The 17,050-nt window shown below is 60.2% G+C and carries 19 protein-coding genes, 1 tRNA gene and 1 pseudogene; 11 read left to right on the top strand and 10 right to left on the bottom strand.

Annotated elements, in window-relative coordinates:
- Window positions 1-719: pseudogene (locus NW833_RS10705) on the bottom strand (hypothetical protein); the annotation flags it as partial.
- A gap of 187 nt (window positions 720-906) precedes the next feature.
- Here NW833_RS10705 and NW833_RS10700 point away from each other — a divergent pair.
- The 4 genes from NW833_RS10700 to NW833_RS10685 all read left to right on the top strand — a co-directional run bounded on the left by NW833_RS10700 (window position 907) and on the right by NW833_RS10685 (window position 4,929).
- On the top strand, window positions 907-1,650 hold the full coding sequence (locus tag NW833_RS10700) for a TIGR03936 family radical SAM-associated protein (RefSeq protein WP_414412458.1): 744 nt from the start codon (window positions 907-909) through the stop codon (window positions 1,648-1,650).
- Window positions 1,651-2,189: 539 nt separating this feature from the next.
- On the top strand, window positions 2,190-4,154 hold the full coding sequence (locus NW833_RS10695; RefSeq protein WP_414412457.1) for an Rne/Rng family ribonuclease: 1,965 nt from the start codon (window positions 2,190-2,192) through the stop codon (window positions 4,152-4,154).
- 43 nt (window positions 4,155-4,197) lie between these two features.
- A complete protein-coding gene (locus tag NW833_RS10690) occupies window positions 4,198-4,878 on the top strand; it encodes a ribonuclease HII (protein ID WP_414412456.1) in 681 nt (226 codons plus the stop codon).
- Window positions 4,856-4,929, top strand: a tRNA-Arg gene (locus NW833_RS10685). The genes NW833_RS10690 and NW833_RS10685 overlap by 23 nt, the downstream gene beginning before the upstream one ends.
- A 15-nt stretch (window positions 4,930-4,944) precedes the next feature.
- Here the strand turns inward: NW833_RS10685 and NW833_RS10680 are convergent.
- The 5 genes from NW833_RS10680 to gvpA form a co-directional block, all read right to left on the bottom strand.
- Window positions 4,945-5,370 (bottom strand): LptA/OstA family protein, encoded by a 426-nt coding sequence (locus NW833_RS10680; RefSeq protein ID WP_414412455.1) that lies wholly within the window; start codon window positions 5,368-5,370, stop codon window positions 4,945-4,947.
- Between the two features lie 34 nt (window positions 5,371-5,404).
- A complete protein-coding gene (locus NW833_RS10675; RefSeq protein WP_414412454.1) occupies window positions 5,405-5,776 on the bottom strand; it encodes a gas vesicle protein in 372 nt (123 codons plus the stop codon).
- A gap of 33 nt (window positions 5,777-5,809) precedes the next feature.
- The gene (gene gvpN / locus NW833_RS10670; RefSeq protein WP_414405735.1) at window positions 5,810-6,694 is read right to left on the bottom strand and encodes a gas vesicle protein GvpN; all 885 of its coding nucleotides are present in this window, start codon (window positions 6,692-6,694) and stop codon (window positions 5,810-5,812) included.
- A 62-nt stretch (window positions 6,695-6,756) separates the two neighbouring features.
- Window positions 6,757-7,764 carry a gas vesicle protein GvpC gene (gene gvpC, locus NW833_RS10665; RefSeq protein WP_414412453.1) on the bottom strand — a complete coding sequence of 336 codons (1,008 nt, stop codon included), beginning with the start codon at window positions 7,762-7,764 and terminating at the stop codon, window positions 6,757-6,759.
- A gap of 156 nt (window positions 7,765-7,920) precedes the next feature.
- Window positions 7,921-8,148 carry a gas vesicle structural protein GvpA gene (gene gvpA, locus NW833_RS10660; RefSeq protein WP_414404485.1) on the bottom strand — a complete coding sequence of 76 codons (228 nt, stop codon included), beginning with the start codon at window positions 8,146-8,148 and terminating at the stop codon, window positions 7,921-7,923.
- Window positions 8,149-8,508: 360 nt separating this feature from the next.
- On the opposite strand from gvpA, the gene NW833_RS10655 reads away from it, so the two are divergent.
- The 6 genes from NW833_RS10655 to aroH all read left to right on the top strand — a co-directional run bounded on the left by NW833_RS10655 (window position 8,509) and on the right by aroH (window position 11,494).
- Window positions 8,509-8,727 carry an Hfq-related RNA-binding protein gene (locus NW833_RS10655; RefSeq protein WP_414395176.1) on the top strand — a complete coding sequence of 73 codons (219 nt, stop codon included), beginning with the start codon at window positions 8,509-8,511 and terminating at the stop codon, window positions 8,725-8,727.
- A 139-nt stretch (window positions 8,728-8,866) separates the two neighbouring features.
- Window positions 8,867-9,550 carry a V4R domain-containing protein gene (locus tag NW833_RS10650; protein WP_414412452.1) on the top strand — a complete coding sequence of 228 codons (684 nt, stop codon included), beginning with the start codon at window positions 8,867-8,869 and terminating at the stop codon, window positions 9,548-9,550.
- Window positions 9,547-9,798 carry a hypothetical protein gene (locus tag NW833_RS10645; RefSeq protein ID WP_414412451.1) on the top strand — a complete coding sequence of 84 codons (252 nt, stop codon included), beginning with the start codon at window positions 9,547-9,549 and terminating at the stop codon, window positions 9,796-9,798. Before NW833_RS10650 ends, NW833_RS10645 begins: the two co-directional genes overlap by 4 nt.
- A gap of 25 nt (window positions 9,799-9,823) precedes the next feature.
- Window positions 9,824-10,303: a hypothetical protein gene (locus tag NW833_RS10640; protein ID WP_414405739.1), complete on the top strand. Its 480-nt coding sequence runs from the start codon at window positions 9,824-9,826 to the stop codon at window positions 10,301-10,303.
- Between the two features lie 39 nt (window positions 10,304-10,342).
- Window positions 10,343-11,032, top strand: a complete 690-nt coding sequence (locus NW833_RS10635) for a V4R domain-containing protein (RefSeq protein ID WP_414412450.1) — start codon at window positions 10,343-10,345, stop codon at window positions 11,030-11,032.
- Window positions 11,033-11,119: 87 nt separating this feature from the next.
- Window positions 11,120-11,494: a chorismate mutase gene (gene aroH, locus NW833_RS10630; RefSeq protein ID WP_414395182.1), complete on the top strand. Its 375-nt coding sequence runs from the start codon at window positions 11,120-11,122 to the stop codon at window positions 11,492-11,494.
- Here the strand turns inward: aroH and NW833_RS10625 are convergent.
- A complete protein-coding gene (locus tag NW833_RS10625; protein ID WP_414395183.1) occupies window positions 11,491-11,892 on the bottom strand; it encodes a hypothetical protein in 402 nt (133 codons plus the stop codon). The genes aroH and NW833_RS10625 overlap by 4 nt on opposite strands.
- Window positions 11,893-12,050: 158 nt before the next feature.
- Between NW833_RS10625 and NW833_RS10620 the strand changes: the two genes are divergently transcribed.
- A complete protein-coding gene (locus tag NW833_RS10620; RefSeq protein ID WP_414412449.1) occupies window positions 12,051-12,842 on the top strand; it encodes a Ycf66 family protein in 792 nt (263 codons plus the stop codon).
- Window positions 12,843-12,868: 26 nt separating this feature from the next.
- Here NW833_RS10620 and ppc read toward each other — a convergent pair whose 3' ends face one another.
- The 3 genes from ppc to NW833_RS10605 all read right to left on the bottom strand — a co-directional run.
- Window positions 12,869-15,805, bottom strand: a complete 2,937-nt coding sequence (gene ppc / locus NW833_RS10615; protein ID WP_414412448.1) for a phosphoenolpyruvate carboxylase — start codon at window positions 15,803-15,805, stop codon at window positions 12,869-12,871.
- Window positions 15,806-15,937: 132 nt separating this feature from the next.
- Complete coding sequence (locus tag NW833_RS10610) at window positions 15,938-16,195, bottom strand: DUF3146 family protein (protein ID WP_414395189.1); 258 nt, start codon at window positions 16,193-16,195, stop codon at window positions 15,938-15,940.
- Window positions 16,196-16,347: 152 nt separating this feature from the next.
- Window positions 16,348-17,050: AAA family ATPase (locus NW833_RS10605; RefSeq protein ID WP_414412447.1), on the bottom strand; the 703-nt coding region annotated here is incomplete at its 5' end.

Raw genomic sequence — 17,050 nt, 5'->3', positions numbered from 1 at the left:
TCCTTGCCCTCCTTGGCGTAGCGCAGAACGGGCAGGGCCAGGTGCCGCCTGAGCTCCTGAGTGAGCCACTCCAGCCCGGGCCCCTTGGGCTCTAAAAGGGGGGAGCCGCACTCCGGGCAGAGGAGGGGCGGGGGCTCCTGGTGGCCGCACTGGTGGCAGAGGAGCCTGTCCCGGCCCTCCCGGTGGTAGCGCAGGGGCAGGGCGCAGTTGGGGCAGGTGGGCTTGTAGCCGCAGTCGCCGCAGAGGAGGAGGGCGCTATACCCCTTGCGGGCGGCCAGGACCACGGCCTGCCTGCCCTTTTCCTCCACCTGCCTTAAAAGGGCCAGGGCCCGGCCGGTGAAGGGGTAGCCCTTCTCCCGCTTCAGGTCCAGGAGCATGACCCTGGGCCTGGGGACGGGGAAGGTGAGGCCGGGCCTGTCCAGGACCTCCACCGAAGGCACCAGGGAGAGGTAGGTGAGGGGGATGCCAAGGAGCCTGGCCCTGAGCTCGGCCAGGGGGGGGATGAAGGCCCGGGTGCCGGAGGCCAGCTTGTAGCTCTCGCTCCCCTCCTCCACCACCACCAAGGAGTCCGGGGTGAAGGGGAGGAAAAGCCCCCCGTAGGTGGCGAACACCACGCCCCCGGGGCTTTTAAAAAGGGCCTCCCTTTCCCATAAGGAAAGCCCCCCGTGGTAGGCCCTGGCCTCGGGGAAGAAGGCCAGAAAGCGCAGAAGGAGGCTCACCTCGGGGAAGAGGACCAGGTGGCTCCCCCGGGCCAGAAGCCCCTTTAAAAGCCTTAGCCTCTCGGAAAACCGCCCCCCGTTCAGGCGCTCGGGCCTCTCCGGTAGGAAGAGGGGCTCTACCCCGCCCTCCTCCCCCCTGGCCTCCGGCGGGGGGCCGTACCCCCCAAAGCCGGCCTCCAGAAGGCGCGTGAGCCGCCCCACCCCCACCCCCGATCCTCTCGAGCCAGAGCCGCCTGCCCAGCGTTTCCGCATCACCTACAGCAAAACCGGGGATCTGCGTTGGCTAGGCCACCTGGATCTCATGCGCCTATGGGAGCGGGCCTGTCGGCGCGCCGGCTTGCCCCTAGCCTTCAGCGGCGGCTACCACCCCATGCCTCGACTAGCCAACGCCAACGCCCTACCCATCGGCCAGGAAGGCTACGGCGAAGTCCTCGATCTGGAGTTGCTAAAGCGCCCCGAGGGGCCCGTTACCCCTGACGAACTGCGCGCCCTGCTTGTCGAACAACTGCCGCCAGAAATCTCCATCCGGGCCATCCAAGAGATTGGCCTGCGAGATCCCTCGGCTACCGAAGCCGTCTATGCCGCTGAGTATCAGCTCACTGTAAGTTGCGAGTCGCCCACTGCCGACTGGCCAGCCTGGGTCACCCAGATCCTGGATGCGCGCGAGATCTGGATTGAAAAAGTCTCCAAGTCGGGCAAAGCTTCTCTCTTCAATGCCCGTCCCCTGCTATACTACCTGGAGTTTCAGGGCTTGGCCCCCGACAGCAGCGCCTACCTCTTCTACCGCGGCAGTTGCCGCAACAACGGCGCCTACCTGCGGCCCAACCAACTGCTGCAAATGGCCGAGGCTCTGGGCTTGCCTCGCTGGACACTGCAGGCGGCCAAACGGCTGCGCTTGTTGTGGGAGGACGGCACCTTGAATTCCGACTGAGGACGGGTGGCAGGATCCCCTGGACAAATCCCCAGTCAGGCTGCGGTATCAGGGTTAGCTGGGCTGAGGGATCCCGCAAGCGCTATAATTTTGCTACCCCTGGCTTCTGCCGCTGCCACCCTTGCTAGCCCTCAACCTGACCCAAGGCAAGATGAGCAGCCAGCAAAAGTCGGGCCAAATTTGAGCTACTATCCAGAGCAGGCAGCAGCCGCAACAGGGCCCAGGCGCCAGGCGCTACAAAGAGGTGTGCCTCTTCCAGTTAGACCTAGCTTTTCATTTCTCCCGAGGACAGGCTTCTTTCCTGCAGGCAAGTTACGGGCAAGAGGTGGCTAGGCTGCCACAGGCTCCTCTGCTGGGCTACTTTTTTCCTGCTGCCTGTCTATAAAGTTCGTCGTTGGCCATTGGAGCAGAGCTTAGGGTAATGGACAGCTGCACGATAAGTCAATTTTGTTGTCAAATCGAGCCAATCCTAGAACACCACTTCTCCGAGACGAGGGCAAATCCAAAACCGCAGGCCGTGGGGGCGGGGAGGAAAATGCATGCCTAGGCAGATCGTTATTGCTGAGCAACACCGCATTGCCGCTGTCTTTGCCGAAGACCAAGTCCAAGAGCTGATCATCGCCAGTGGCACCCACCAGGTGGGGGATATCTACGTGGGTGTCATCGAGAACGTCCTGCCCAGCATCGATGCCGCCTTTGTCAACATCGGCTCTGGAGAACGCAACGGGTTTATTCACGTCAGTGACCTAGGCCCGCTGCGCCTCAAACGCAACCAGGCTCCCATTTCCGAACTGGTCCTGCCGCAACAGAAAGTGCTGGTGCAGGTCATGAAAGAGCCCACTGGCAACAAAGGGCCGCGTCTTACGGGAGACCTGGCTCTTCCAGGGCGCTACCTGGTGCTGCGACCTTACGGCAAAGGGGTGTATTTGTCTCGCCGCATCGAGGATCGAGAAGAACGCAATCGCCTGAAATCGCTAGCCATCTTGATTAAGCCTCCCCAGATGGGCCTGTTGGTGCGCACTGAGGCCGAGGGAGTAGCCGAAGAGGCGATGATCGATGACCTGGAGCAATTGAAAAAGCTCTGGGAAGAGATTCAACAGCAGTACCAGGCGGCACGGGGGCCGGGTCTACTGAGGCGAGACGAGGATTTTATCCAGCGGGTGCTGCGGGACGTCTACTCAGACGATGTCAACCGCATCGTTACTGACTCGGTGGCCGGTGCGAAGCGGGTGCGCAGCTATCTGCAAGGCTGGAACAAAGGAAAAATGCCGCCCGGCGTTGTGGTCGAGGTTCACCGTGAGCCCACCCCCATCTTGGAGTATTTCCGGGTCAATGCGGTTATTCGCCAGGCGCTGCGGCCGCGGGTGGATCTACCCTCCGGGGGCTATATCGTCATCGAGCCCACGGAGGCCCTGACCGTGATCGATGTCAACTCTGGCTCTTTCACCCAGTCGGCCACTTCCCGCGAGACGGTGCTGTGGACCAACTGCGAGGCTGCCACCGAGATTGCCCGCCAACTGAGGCTGCGCAACATTGCCGGCGTGATCGTGGTGGATTTCATCGACATGGACTCCCGCCGGGATCAGCTGCTGGTTTTGGAACACTTCAACAAAGCCCTTGCCCATGACAAGGCCCGCCCCCAGGTGGTTCAGCTCTCGGAATTGGGGCTAGTGGAACTCACCCGCAAGCGGCAGGGGCAGAGCCTCTATGAGATCTTTGGCTACCCCTGCCCCACCTGTGAGGGGCTAGGGATCCTGGCCCGACTGCCAGGATCTGAGCCAGGGCGGCTGTTAACTGTTGAAACTGGCCGACCGGTAGCGCTGCCTACCGAGGTTGAGGAGGGCGAAGAGGAGAGCGCTAGCCCAATTCTGCCCCGGAATGGTGATTCCCAGCGGGCGCGCCTGCAGGTGGGAAGCAATGGGGCATTGCCACCAAGTCTAGACCGCTCTCGACTTGCTCAAGGAGAGCGACTGGAGCCAGAGGAAGCCAGGGCTGAGCCGGTGCGCAAACGGCCTCGCGAAGAGGGAGCGGTAGAAGAGGAAAGCCCGCAGCCACTGCCAGTGGCAGGGGCAGAGCAGAAGCGCAAGGAAGTCCATCGCCCTGGCCGGGGGGAGGACGCTGGGCGCGCCAGTGGGACAGAGTCTCCAGAGAGCCAGCCAGCTCGACAAACCATCACTGTGGAGATGACTCCTCTCCAGCAGCGGGTCTATTCGGAGCTGGGGCTGTCACCCCTGTTGCTTCTGGATCAGCCGCCGCCAGCGGGCCGAGACACGGTGGTTAGGGTCATTTTGCCAGGCACGGCCAAGGTGGACAGCCCGGTGGAGGCAAAAACCGACACAACTTCTGCCAACGGCGCGCCTTTGGCGGAAGTTACCCAGCCTGAACGGTTGCCTACAGAATCAATAGCAGAGCCACCGGCAACAGGGGCGCCGCCAGAAGTGGTCATTGATCCCTCTCACCAATCTCCAGCAGCCTCCAGACGACGGCGCTCTCGCGGCAGTTAGCCAAGCCAGTTAGCGCTCTTGCTTGAGATAGCGCTGTGGCCGTATGGACAAAGCAACGAAGCCCAGCTTGAGCTGGGAGGAATCCCTGTGGCAAGAGGGGATCCTGCGGGTAGCAGGCGTGGATGAAGTGGGGCGAGGAGCCTTGGCGGGGCCGGTGGTGGCAGCGGCGGTCATCCTGCCACCCTACCTCGATCCCGAGGTGCTGGCAGGGGTGAAGGATGGCAAGCAACTGCGCCCACGGCAGCGCGCCCAGTGGGCAGAGCGGATTTGTCAAGTGGCCCTGGCCGTAGGCATTGGCAGTGCTTCTGCTGCCGAAATTGACCAACTCAACATTCGCCAGGCAACATTGCTGGCCGTGCAGCGAGCTCTGGCCCAAGTGGGGGAAGTGGGGCACATCCTGCTGGATGGGCTGCCGCTGGCGGAGCTGGGATCCCGGCAGACGGCGCTGGTCAAAGGGGATCAGCTCAGCCTCTCCATCGCTGCTGCCTCCATCGTGGCCAAGGTCTGGCGGGATGCCCTGATGCAGAGCTGGGACTCCCAGTACCCCGGCTACGGCTGGCGCACCAACGTCGGCTATGGGACACGGGAGCACTGGCTAGCGCTGCAGCGCTTGGGGCCAAGCCCCCAGCATCGCCATAGCTTTGCCCCCGTTCGGGACTTGCAAGCAGGCCAGTGGGAGGGTAGGATAAGGTCTGAAGGCTGCCCACGTAGCTCAGCGGACTAGAGCACTGGGTTCCGGTCCCAGGGGTCGGAGGTTCGAATCCTTTCGTGGGCGTTAGTCGGGATTGGGTCAAGGGCTGGCGGTGGGCGCTGGCAACACGTAGATAGACTCCACCTGCTGGCCTGGCGAGGGGACAGCTTGAATGATCCCTTTTCCAATGTGATAGATGACTTTCTCGGCCTGGAGTTGATTTTCTCCTTGGCGGACGGTGACCCGGCCTTCCAGCTCAATCCGCTGCTCTTGGCTGTAGTAGACTGCCTTTTGAGCGCGGGCCGTGAGGCGCTCAGCAGGGAAGCGGAGGGTAACATTGCCAGTGGCTACAAACACCCCTGTATTGGCGTTGGCCTCCTGAACATCGGCGCTAATGCTGATGGCGCGTGGATTTTGCCCCCACGCTGGGCCGGGGATCGCAAGGGCCAACCCTATGCCCACCGCCCAACCCACCTTCCTCTGGCGGCCCAAGCTCCTTTGGTCAAGGTCGATCCCCCTCGCCATTCCCTCCCCTGGTTAAACCACTCCAGCAGCCAGTCTAGCCTGGGATCCCTGATCCCGTTGCTGGAGCAGCCTGTTGGTCCTTGCCATCCCCTCCCCTGGGCAGGACTTGAGCCAGTTGCTTTTCCAACTCGCTAACCCGCTGCAGCAACTGGCGGTTGGTCTCCAGCAGCTCCCGCGCCTGGCTGCTGAGATAGGGATCCGATTCCCACCAGTTGATCCCAATCTCCTTGGCCTTGTCCACCGAAGAGATCAGCAGCCGAATGCGCACCCTGAGCAGCTCCACATTGCCCACGGAAACGGTGATATCTCCAGCGATGACAATGCCCTTGTCCAGAACCCGCTCCAGGACATCGGCCAGAGAAGAGCCATGCGTTGCCGTGGCCAGGGGTTGAGAGGCAATGGGCACTGGGAATTCTCCTCCAAAGCGTGCAAACCAATATCAGTTGGGCAGTTGATCCAGCAAGTAGTTGAGCACCTGGGCTCCTTCCTCGTAGCGCTTGCCGGCCCTGGGCAACAGCACGTCGGCACACAGAGCACGAAAATCGGCATCGTTCTTACTCACCGCCAGCTCGTGCTCCCTGACGATGCGTCCAATCATCAGACAACTGCGCAGGCTGGGTTGGCGAGTCAGATCCAACCTGCGGCGGAAGGTACGGACAAGGTGGACAATCTTAAGCGCGTCGGAAGCCGATAGGCCAATGCGGGAAATGAGGATCTCCTTTTCCGTCTCGATGTCGGGCTCCCCAATATCGATGGTAATCATCCGATCCAGCAGCGCATCCTGAGCCCTGTGAACCCCCGTGTATTCCTCGGGGTTGGAGGTGAAGATGGCCCGAAACTGGGGATGCACCCGCAGATATTCGGAGCGGTGGCTGCCCGGCGGCAAAACCAGCAGCCTTTCTTCCAAGGCACTTAGGAGGGCGTTGTTGGCCTCGGGGCGGGAGCGGTTGAACTCGTCGTAGATGAGGGTAAACCCCTCCCGGCAGGCCAAGGTGAGGCGGGCATCTACCCAGCGCTGCTGCACATCTTCCTCTACCTTCACCACTGAATGGATGAAGTTATCCACCACCCGCCGATGGGTAAAGCCAGTGCGCCCCCCGATGAGGTCGGAAGAATCAAAGCGATCGTCGCCGTAGATCAGCATGATGGGGCGACCTAGAAGGCTGGCCAAATGCATTGCCAGGGTGGTCTTGCCTGTGCCCGAAGGCCCCCGCAGATGCACGGCAAAACCGGATTGCAGATAGCGCAAGGCGCGGCGGGTAATCCGCTCAATGTAGGGAGTGCTTACAAACTGGCGGGGACGCGCTTGCAAAACCGTAGCCATATCAATACCCAACGCTTAACTTGCCTGGACTATAGCCGTAAGCCGTAACCGTCTTCTTGCGCTCACGGGGACGGGGGCGGAACTGAGATCACAGCCGTCGCTGACACCATACGCCGCAAGGTGGCCAAGATTTCCGAGGGATCCACCCCCAGATCCACGGCACCGCGGGCCAGCAGATCCCGCACCCGCTCCCGATCGCCAATCACCTGCAGCAAGGTTAGGTTGGGATCCTGCGCCTGCAGGGCTGCCACATAGTTGTTGACGTAGTTCAGGATTGGATCCGGCTGCTCCTCGCCAGCAAGTGGGGGTGCAACTCGATCTTGAGAGGGCTCAGGGGGTGGCGGCGCTACAGGAGTATCCCCTGAGGGTTCGCTCTTGCTTGTAGCCTCTGGCTGAGGAGCTTCACCTGGAGCTATTTCTGGGGGTTTGTCCCAACACTCAAACTGCTTCTCAACAGCCCCAGAATCTTCAGGTAGGAGGACAGGGATCCCATCCCCCCACACCTGCTCGCGCAACGCCCTGCGGAAAGCTGCCAAAGCCTGCCGAAGCGCTTGGGCTTCTGCCCGCTGTTCTTGGGCAATCCGAGCCAGCTCCTGCCGTACCCGTTGCCGCAAGTCGGCATAGAAAGCCTGCCGCACTTGTCGGGTTTGATGGGCCATGGCCTGCCGCGCCTGGGCATAGGTGGCTAGCAAGCTCTTCACCATCGCTGTCAAGTCGGCTTGAAAAGTCTCTAGCTCCTGCCGCTGCGCCTGCGATTGGGCGGCCCGTTCTTGGGCCAGGCGAGAGAGAAGCACCGCCACTCCTTGGGCCCGCTGCGCTGCAGCCTCTAAACGGGCATGTTTGTCCAAAGCCCGCTGCGCCGCTCGGTTCTGCTCCAGGCTGCGCAGTTGGCTGCGGGTTTGCTCCCTCTGCTGCCGTACTGCCTCTTGGCGTTCCTGGCGACGTTGTCTCAGCTCGGCCATCAGAGCGCGGTGCTGCTCCAGGCGCTGCTGCCGGGATCCGCTCAACAAACTTAGGTTTTGAGCCACCCGTCGACTGCGGGCTTCGGCCCACTGCTCCTGCAAACTCATGGCGTTCTCTCCTTGGCAGTTTTTTACTTCCCCTCAAACCGCAAGCCAATCGCTTGAAGGGGGAGGAGGCAGAGATTCCTTTAAACCCCTGCCTCACTTGCCGACTGCATTTCTCTTAGTTAAAGGCTAAGGCTTTGTTGAAAGCTGGGAAGTCGATTAGGAGGTTTGGACAGCGGGAGCGGCAGCAGTAGCCGTTAGGCCCACAGCCTCGGCGTACTTCAGGTAGGTCTCCACCGAAGCCACGACGACGCGCGCTTCAATGGCCAACAGCTCGATCCCCACCAGCGAAACCCGCACCCAGGCATCGACCACAATGCCCTTGTCCAAGATGCGATCGATCACCTCGGCCAAGCTCGAAGAAGAGTTCACTTTCTCAACTGCCATAGCTTCTCTCCTGCAAGGATGATGGTTGAAAAGGACAACAATTCGGTGGCAAAGCGGTAGATAGAAGGGATCCCAAACGGGATTGGCCCTCTCTAGGGCGACAGGTGCACGTTCTGCCACCCCAGCGCTATTCCGCTAGCTTTTTCCGGGGAGAACAGAAGAACACGGCAGGTCGACAAGGCTTGCCGTCTTCTCTAAGCGCACCCCCCTACATAGTAGCCGCTGGCAGAAAAAGTGGGTCAAAGGGCGAGAGCGCTTTTTAGCGTCGGCTAAGCCAAGGTGCGGGCCGGCAGGGATCCCCTATACTGAGAGCAGTGCGCTTGCCGATACGCCGTCCGTTCACTGGCCAAGAGGACTGCCGTGACCGACTTTGACACTGGGATCCCGAGTGTGCGTCGCCTACAGAAGGTGATTCGGGATCGAGAAATCCTGGAGGTTAAGCTCAATACGGGAGATGTCTTCATCGGCCAGCTACGCTGGCAGGATCCCGACTGTCTCTGCTTAGCAGACGCGGAGGGGCAAGAATCGCTGCTGTGGCGCTCCGCCATCGCCTTTGTCAAAGTCCGACCTCACCCCTAAACCCAAATTCCCCTAGCCTCTTTGTTGTCGCTGGCTTCCCAGCGGCAGGAGCTCTTGGCGCATCCATCGAAAAGCTTCTAGCAGAAAGGTTATGATTCAGCAAGAAGGGTGAAACAATTAACCTTCCTCCCCTCCAGCCATGACAACCGGCACCCTAGAGCTCGCCCTGCAGTCCGCTGCTCAGCGACACAACCACTACAGCCGTGAAGACTTCTACCGCTTCGACCCCTCGCGGGGATCTCTAGTGGACTGGACGGGCGCGCGCAATGTCTTGGTCAGCGAAGACTTTATCCTCGGCTTGCAGCAGGGGCTGGAAGAAGAGGTGGGGGATGCCTCTGCTTCTTTGATGTATACCATTGGCCGCGAGTGGGGGCGCAACGATGCTCTCCACTTCTCCCGCTGGTTCGAGGAGGAGTACCGGCGCAAGCCCAAGCAGACCCACCTCATGTTTCTCCTGGAAACCTGGTGGTGGCCTCTGACCTCGCAAGGCTGGGGGCGCTGGGAAGTCGAGCTCGAAAGCCGGCGGCAGGGATTTATTTTCATCAACCTGTTCGACTCGGCTGTGGCCCGCACCTTGGGGGATGTGGGCAAACCCGTTTGCCACCTCTACGCCGGCTTATTTGCCGGTTTTTTCAGCACGATGGTAGAGCGGCAGCTCAACTGCATCGAGATCCAGTGCTACTCCATGGGGGAAAGCTACTGCAAGTTTTTGCTCGGCAGCAAAGAGCGCATTGACGCGGCTGCCTTTTGGCTCAACGAGGGGGCCACGGCTAGTGAAATTGCCCAAAAGTTGCGCTCTGGTCAAGGGGTGGCCAAGGCATGACGCCAGAGAGCTTTCTAGAGGAGTCGGTGCAGAGCTTTTTTGCCCGCTTGAACTGGGATAACCGTCCACGGCAAAGCCGCTTGCTGCCAATGCCCTTCTTACAGGTGCGGGAGTACCTTAACTCCATCCCCTGGCCCGGGGATCCCCTGGCCTTGGCGGCCCGTTCTTGGCAATCCCTGGGGTCGGTACCGGAAGCTGGGCCAGAGGAAGAGCAGATCACCTTGGACAACCTATTCAGCCTGTTTTGAACGCCAGCCTTCTAGGAGAAGCGAGATGGTCAGCCCCTTGGAGCAAATGCTAATCGAGGCAGAGGCTCGCTACCTCACCTCGGAGCAACTGGATCAGCTTAAAGCCTATGTCCTCGGCTGGCCAAAACGGCAGCACGTGTACCGGGCCCTGCGGGAGGGGGAGGCTCAGATGGTGGGCCGCACCTTGGAGGCTCTGCAGAAGGAGATGCCCAACCTCTCCCCCCAGGTCGTGGATCTGTGCCGGCGCCACCTGTTGCTGTTGCTGCGGCACAGCGCCCTGGCCATGTTGCTGCAGGACGAAAACCTCCTCAAAGAGCGGCTCATCGACTGGATGGAAGAGGAAGTGCGCCTGTATGGGCTGCAGAACGTCTACGAAGTTGCCCATCGGCTTTTCCAGCAGGAGCTCAAAGACTGCCTACAACCTGGCGAACTGGAGTTCATCCGTCCCTTGATTACCCGCGTGCAGGCAGCTTTGCTATCTTTAAGCGGCCTCCCAGCCGCCTAGCGGTGGCTTCCATTCCCATCGCCGACCCAGGGATCCTCTATGGCTGACACCGTTTCCCTTGCCAACAGCTCTGCCGGCTTTGATCCCTACACGCCGGTTCTGGCCAACTACTACGCGCCCAGCGTCTACCTGCAAAGCGATCTGGAGTCGGGTTTGCTAGAGAGTCGCCACGGCGACCGTCTCCTAGCCCTTCCAGAGACCTTATTGCGAGCCATCTACACTGGTCTGGAATACGAGACAGGACAAGCAGCCCGTCTGGTGCTGCGCCACTGTGGCCGCATGTGGGGCAAGGAGTTTTTCCGCCGCTTTGCCCAGGAGCTCTCCGACTACTACCAAAAGCCCCTAGCTGAGCTGGAGATGGGCCTTTTTCTCCAGAATCTCAAACAGGCTTGGAAAACCCACGGCTGGGGGTTGATCGACCTCGACTGGACCTACAAAGACCAGGGGGTAGTGGTGGTGTCGATTCGCAACTCTCCCTTCGCCGCTGCCACGCCTTCCCACTTTAAGCGCCCAATGGGCTTCTTGGAGGCAGGGCTATTGGCCACTTGGTTTAGCCAATTGACTGGCCAGGACTTGGCCTGCGTGCAAACCACCAGCGAGGCTCTGGGGGCAAAAAGCAATTTGTTTATCTTGACGGCTGCCAACCGCCTCAAGGAGGCAGAAACCTGGGTGGACGCGGGCCTTAGCCACGAGCAGATCCTAGAGAAGGTGTTGCAGCCTGCCCCCTAGCTTGCAAGGAGGGGGTGGGATCCCAAAGAGACAAACTGTATAATCTTGTGAAAGCAAGACGAGCTCAAAGGCACGAGGGCCAAGCCATTGGGGTGGCGGGTGAGAGCAATTCGAGGAGCTATCACCGTGCCAGCCAACACTGCCGAGGCCATTGGTGCGGCAGTCAACGAGCTGCTGGATGCCCTAGAACATCGCAACGCCATTGATCCGGCAGAGGTAGTGAGCGTCATTTTCTCCGTTACCCCTGACCTAGATGCCGCCTTTCCTGCCCAATTTGCCCGCCGCCGTCCTGGCTGGGAGGCAGTGCCTCTGCTGGACGTGCAACAGATGGAGGTCAATGGCGCTTTGCCCCGTTGCATCCGCGTTTTAATCCAGCTGAACACTCCCCTGACGCAGGCGGAGATGCACCACGTTTATCTAAGAGGCGCTCGCGAGTTACGGCCCGATCTCAGCCCCGTCTAGGAAGATTGCTTTTGCCGCAGTTGAGCTTCCCACTGTTGCAGCTGCTCCTGACGGGCAGCTATCTCCGCTTCGCGACGGCTTAACTCTTGGCTTTGCCGAGTTAGGGAAAAACGCCAGTTTTCAATCTCTGTCCAGTCAACTAGGCTGTAGGCTTGGGAGAGGCTGTGCAGCATCTCCACCAGCTTCATCGCCGCCTCTTCCACCTGCTGCACCTGCCGGTTTTCTCCCAGCTCGACCAGCAGCAACACCCCAACGTTGTAAGGGGCTGCCTCCTTGAGAGTAATCCGCTCCGGCTGAGGCAGCGGTGTCCAAATCCCCTTCTCGCCCTGTTGGGCTAGAAGCTGTAACTCCGCTGGGCCAAAAAGACTTTTCTTGTCTACCCGTGCCAGGTACAGCATGGAGCCTACTGGGAGCTGCCGTCGATTCTAGCACCAACTCCTCCCTACCAAAGCATCCTGATCCTGGGCCGTGCCAGCAGAAGGATTGGTGTTAGGATCGGCTCTGAAAGGGGTAAAGCTTACAGCTTTCCCGCTCCTATCGTTTGGGGATCCCTGGCATGTTTCTCACCCAAAGCCCCTACTTTTTGATGGCAGCCCTGGTGGCAATTGCCAGTGGAGCCATCTTTGCCGTCCGCTTTGTCAAGCCCGAAGCCTCGGAAGAGTCAGATGTAATCTTCGCTACGATGGGCCTGATCTACTCCATCTCTCTGCTTCTGGAAGGTCAGCGCCTAATCCCCTTGCTGTTTTTTGCCCAGGTGCTGTTGGCGGTGATGGCGGGCTGGTTTGCCATCCAGACCTTCCGCCTGCGCATTCTCCTAAACGAGAAGGTGCGCCAGATAACTGGAGTTCGTCCAGCTATGCGGCGCCAAGGCTTTAGCCGCACCTATCCGCCCGATGGCTATGGCCAAGGACGTGCCGTTGCCAGCGCGGCCAGCGGATCCCGCATTCGCGATACCTCCTCCTCTAGCCGCTCCATTCCTGAGCGCAGCGAGGAACCAGCGCGCCGCCCGCGGCCACAGTTGACCAGCAGTACGCAGGTGCGCCCGCGTCGTCGTTCGGAGGATGACGAGGAAGAGCTAGAGACAACCTTGCAGCAGGAGGCTGAGTCTTCCCCTCCGCCTTCCGCCCGTCGCCCTCGTCGCCCAACCCCTGAGGAGTATCGGGACGATACCCAGGAGGAGCAAAGCACTGACGTCGGTAGCCGACGTCGTCCTCCCCGTCTACCCCAAACTCAAGAGGAGAGCTACGCCGAAGCAAAGCCTCGCCCTTCCTCTCGCCGCGTCGTCGAGGTGGAGTCAGTGGAGGTTCAGGAGGTAGAGCCGGACGAACCCGAGGATGACTTGTTTTAGCTGACCCAGCAGACCCCTAGAAGCCTTTAGCCGGTATTGCGCATGCCAGCGGCAATGCCATTGATGGTGAGAAGGGCTCCGCGCAGCAGCTCAGCGCGGCTGTGCTGGCTGGGGTGAAGGGGGGGTCTTTGCTTGCCGCGCAGGCGCTTGAGCAGCGAGATCTGGATAAAGCCCAGGGGCACAATGGAGCGGTTGCGCAACTGGATTGAGCGTCTTAGGTAGGGGTCACTTTCCAACAGATCCCTATGGCCGGTAATTTTTAAAACCATCTCGCGGGTGCGGTGCATTTCTTGGGCAATGAGCTCAAACAGCTCCATTGCCCGCGGCAAACGCTCGGGGGAGCTCATTTCCTGGACATAGTGGCGGGCAATCTGCAAATCCGCTTTAGCCAGAGTCATCTCCACCTTGGAGATCACCATGCGGAAGAAGGGCCACTCGCGGTAGAGGTGTTGCAGGTGGGTGAGATGGTGCTCGCCTTGGGCGGCGTATTCCTGGAGGGCAGTGCCCACTCCATACCAGGCTGGCAGGAGAAAACGGCTTTGCGTCCAGCTAAATACCCAAGGGATGGCCCGCAGGGATCGGATATCCTTCGAGCCATTGCTACGGCGGGCTGGGCGAGAGCTAATCTGCAGTTGGCTAATCTCTTCGATAGGAGTGACCTCGTGGAAAAACTCCTCAAAGCCCTCCTGCTCGTAGACCAGGTTGCGGTACACCTGCCGCGAGCGCTCCGCTAGGGACTCCATCAGGCGCGACCACTCGTGCAGGTCATTGGGGTAAGTGCGCAGCAGGCTGGCCTGAATGACAGCGCTAGTAACCGTCTCTAGGTTGAAAAGGGCCAGATCCTGGAGGGAATACTTAGAAGCCAGCACCTCTCCCTGTTCGGTAATCTTGATGCGGCCCCCCACGCTGCGCCCAGGCTGGGCCAAGATGGCCTCGTAAGCCGGCCCGCCGCCGCGACCCACCGAGCCACCCCGCCCATGGAAGATCTGCAACTTTACCCCACACGCCTCGGCCACCGCCTGGAGACGCTGCTGGGCTTTGTAGATCTCCCAGTTGCTGCTCAAAAAGCCGGCATCCTTGTTGCTATCGGAGTAGCCCAGCATCACCTCCTGTAAATTTTCCTGCTGGGCCAAGTACTGGCGATAGAAGGGGATCTCCAGCAACTGCCGCAAGATCTCCGGCGCCCGCTGCAGGTCTTCCACCGTCTCAAACAGCGGCACTACCGCTAGAGACCCGCGCCCGCTAATGGGATCATAAAGGCCCACCTCCTTGGCCAGCAGTAAAACTTCTAGCAGATCGCTCAACTGGCGGCTCATGCTGATGATGTAGGTCTGGCAGATGTCTCGACCAAACTCCTGCTGCAGGCGGCGCAGGGTACGCAAGGTGGCAATCAGCTCCGCCGTTTTCTCAGAAAAAGGAGCCTCCAGCGGAATCAGGGGCCGCCGAGTTTGCAGCTCCTGCAGGAGAAAAGCCCTTTTTTCCTCCTCCGTCATCTGGCTATAAGGCCGCGGCAAGATGCGCAAGTACTCGCAGATCTCCGTGAGCGCGGCCTCATGGTAGCTGCTGTCTTGGCGGATATCTAGGTGAGCCAGGTGAAAGCCAAAGACCTGCACCTGTTCGATGAGGTAGTCCAACTGGCGGCAGGAAAGGCCGCTGTTTTTCAAGCTTCTTTGGATGAGTTGCAAGTCGGCCAAAAACTCCTCGGCGCTGGCGTAAGCGTTGCCCAAGGAAGGAGGAGCGGGCAGACAGGCGGAATCAGCCAAGTTGCGGTTGCGCTCCCGCGTCAACTCTAGCCGCCGCAGGATGTAGCTGAGCTTCAGTCGGTAGGGCTCCTGGCGGTATTGCAAGGAAAAGGTCTCGTAGACCTCAGGCATGAGGCGGCGATCCTGCTCGAGGGCGTCCAGCAGTTGGCTGTCCACATCTCCCCAGTGCAAAGAGACGCTTAGGGTTTTGGTGAGCGCTTTCACCGACTCAATGTATTTGCCCAAAATGAGGTTGCGCTGGTAGCGGGCTGTTTGCCAGGTTACGTCGGCAGTCACTGAAGGGTTGCCGTCGCGATCCCCGCCCACCCAGGAGCCGAAGTTGCAAAATCCTGCAGGGGGCGGCTCGACGGTGGGAAAGGACTTTTTCAGGCTGCGCCTGAGGCGCTCGTGCAGTAGAGGGATAGCCTGAAACAGTACCTCTTCAAAATAGTGCAGGGTGTAATCGACTTCGTTGAGCACCGTCGGCTTGGTCTGGTGCAACTCGTCGGTGTGCCACCAGAGCAAAACTTCCTCTGCCAGCTGTTCTCTCAACATCTGAGCTTGCAGAGGGTCGAACTGCTCTGCCCAGTCCAGTTGGCTGAGCAGACGGGAGAAGACCCGTTGTTTTTCGCGGATGGTGTGGCGGACAATCTCAGTGGGGTGGGCGGTAAACACCAAGCGGATGTGCAGCCGCTCCAGCAGGCGGCGCAGCAAGCCAGGCGGCACTCCCTGAGCCCGCAGGTAGGGGAAGAGCCGTTCAAATTTTTCGTTTTCCCGCACGGTGCGCTGTTGGCTGTCCACCATGCGCATATCCGACTCTTCTGCCCGCTCGTAATTCTGTTCAACAATGTTGATGAGCTGAAAGAACAAGGCAAAGGCGCGCGCTGCTTGAATGGCTTCCTCAAGGCTAAGGTTCTCAACAATTTGGAAGACTTCTGGGATTGGATATTCTAGAGCTTGCCCTTCGGGAGAACACAGGGAGCGCAGCCGTCGCAGCAGATCCACCAACGGCTGCCCGCACTCCCGCAGGATTACCGATTCCCAAAGTTCTTCAACCAGTTGCAGGCGCTGGTTCAACAAGGTGTTCCGACGATCGAGCACCTCGTCCCTAGGGAGGGCCCGGTCCAAGGAATCCCGTTGCGCCAGGAGAGAGGCCTCCTTCAGGCCGTTAGCAAAACCACTGGCCTGCTCTGCAGCCGCTAGGTGGGAGGAAGAGGTCATGAAGGCAGCTCCTAGAACGACCATCCCAATATTAGAACTTGTCCGCCGGCAGCACAGAGGTAGCCGACATGACGAGGAAAGGGAGGTCTGCTCAGCGCTAGCCTCTCCCGCGTGAGGATTCCAAACGGCTATTTAGAGGCGGCTACGAATAACAAATGAGTAGTTGCTGCCGGGCTCTAGCAGGTAATCCGATTTCTCCAAAAAACGGCTCAAGGGATCGCAAATCAGGGCTCGCCCCACTGAGGGCTCCACCCTAAGCCCTCCACCTCGAAAGCGCCAGCAAAAGTGCCAAACCCAGCCGTTAGCGCTGACTTCCCCTTCAATGGCACCCTCCTGCCAGGAGCGGCGGGTAATCTGCACATGGGCAGTGGTCTGAGGTAGCTGGCTCATCCTGAAGCCGTGAGCATCTATCCCCTATTCTCCATTACCGGAAAAGCGGCGCAAAGGCCCCCTAGCTCTGCCAGCCCCCAATTTAGCCAGCCCCTGGGCCAGAGAAGCGCAAGCCTCAGGCAGGGCAACCCCCTCGACTGTCTTCTGGAATATCAAACCGGGGGCTCGACCGTGGCCACAATGTCGCGGATGATGGCTTCGGCTTCCTGCCGGCGGTTACTTGCCATCTCTCCCCCTCCAGCTAGGGAAACACGATGGGCCAGCACCGGCACGAACAAGGCCTGTAGATCCTCGGGCAGGCAGAAGCCGCGTCCCTTTACGAGGGCCCTGGCTCGCGCTGCCCTTGCCAAAGCCAACGCCCCTCGAGTGGAGACCCCAGCCCGCAGCAGCTTGGAGGTGCGTGTAGCCTGGACTACCTGGAGAAGGTAGTCGGCCAGGGATCCCTCCAGGTACACCTGATCCACCGCCGCCTGAATCTCCCGTAACTCGGCCAGCGAAAGCACGGGCTGCAGAGCCTCCACGGGATCCGCCTGTTGCCGATGCAACAGGAGGGATCGCTCAACTTCAGGGCTGGGGTAGCCAATCGACAGCCGCACCAAGAACCGATCCAACTGGCTTTCTGGCAGGGGATAGGTGCCGTGGTACTCCAAAGGGTTTTGGGTGGCTAGCACGATGAAGGGGCGGGGCAGCGGGTAGGTGCGGTCGTCCAGCGAAACCTGCTTTTCCGCCATCGCCTCTAGCAGGGCGCTCTGGGTGCGCGGCGAGGTGCGGTTAATCTCGTCGGCTAGGATGACATGGGCAAAAATATGGCCGGGCAGAAACTCAAACTCCCCTATTACCTTGTTGAAAAGAGTT

Source organism: Synechococcus sp. O70.1, assembly GCF_047462215.1.
In the GTDB taxonomy this organism is placed as follows: Bacteria; Cyanobacteriota; Cyanobacteriia; order Thermostichales; family Thermostichaceae; genus Thermostichus.
The sequence above is the reverse complement of the archived record's forward strand: the minus strand, read 5'-3'. Positions and strand labels throughout refer to the sequence as shown.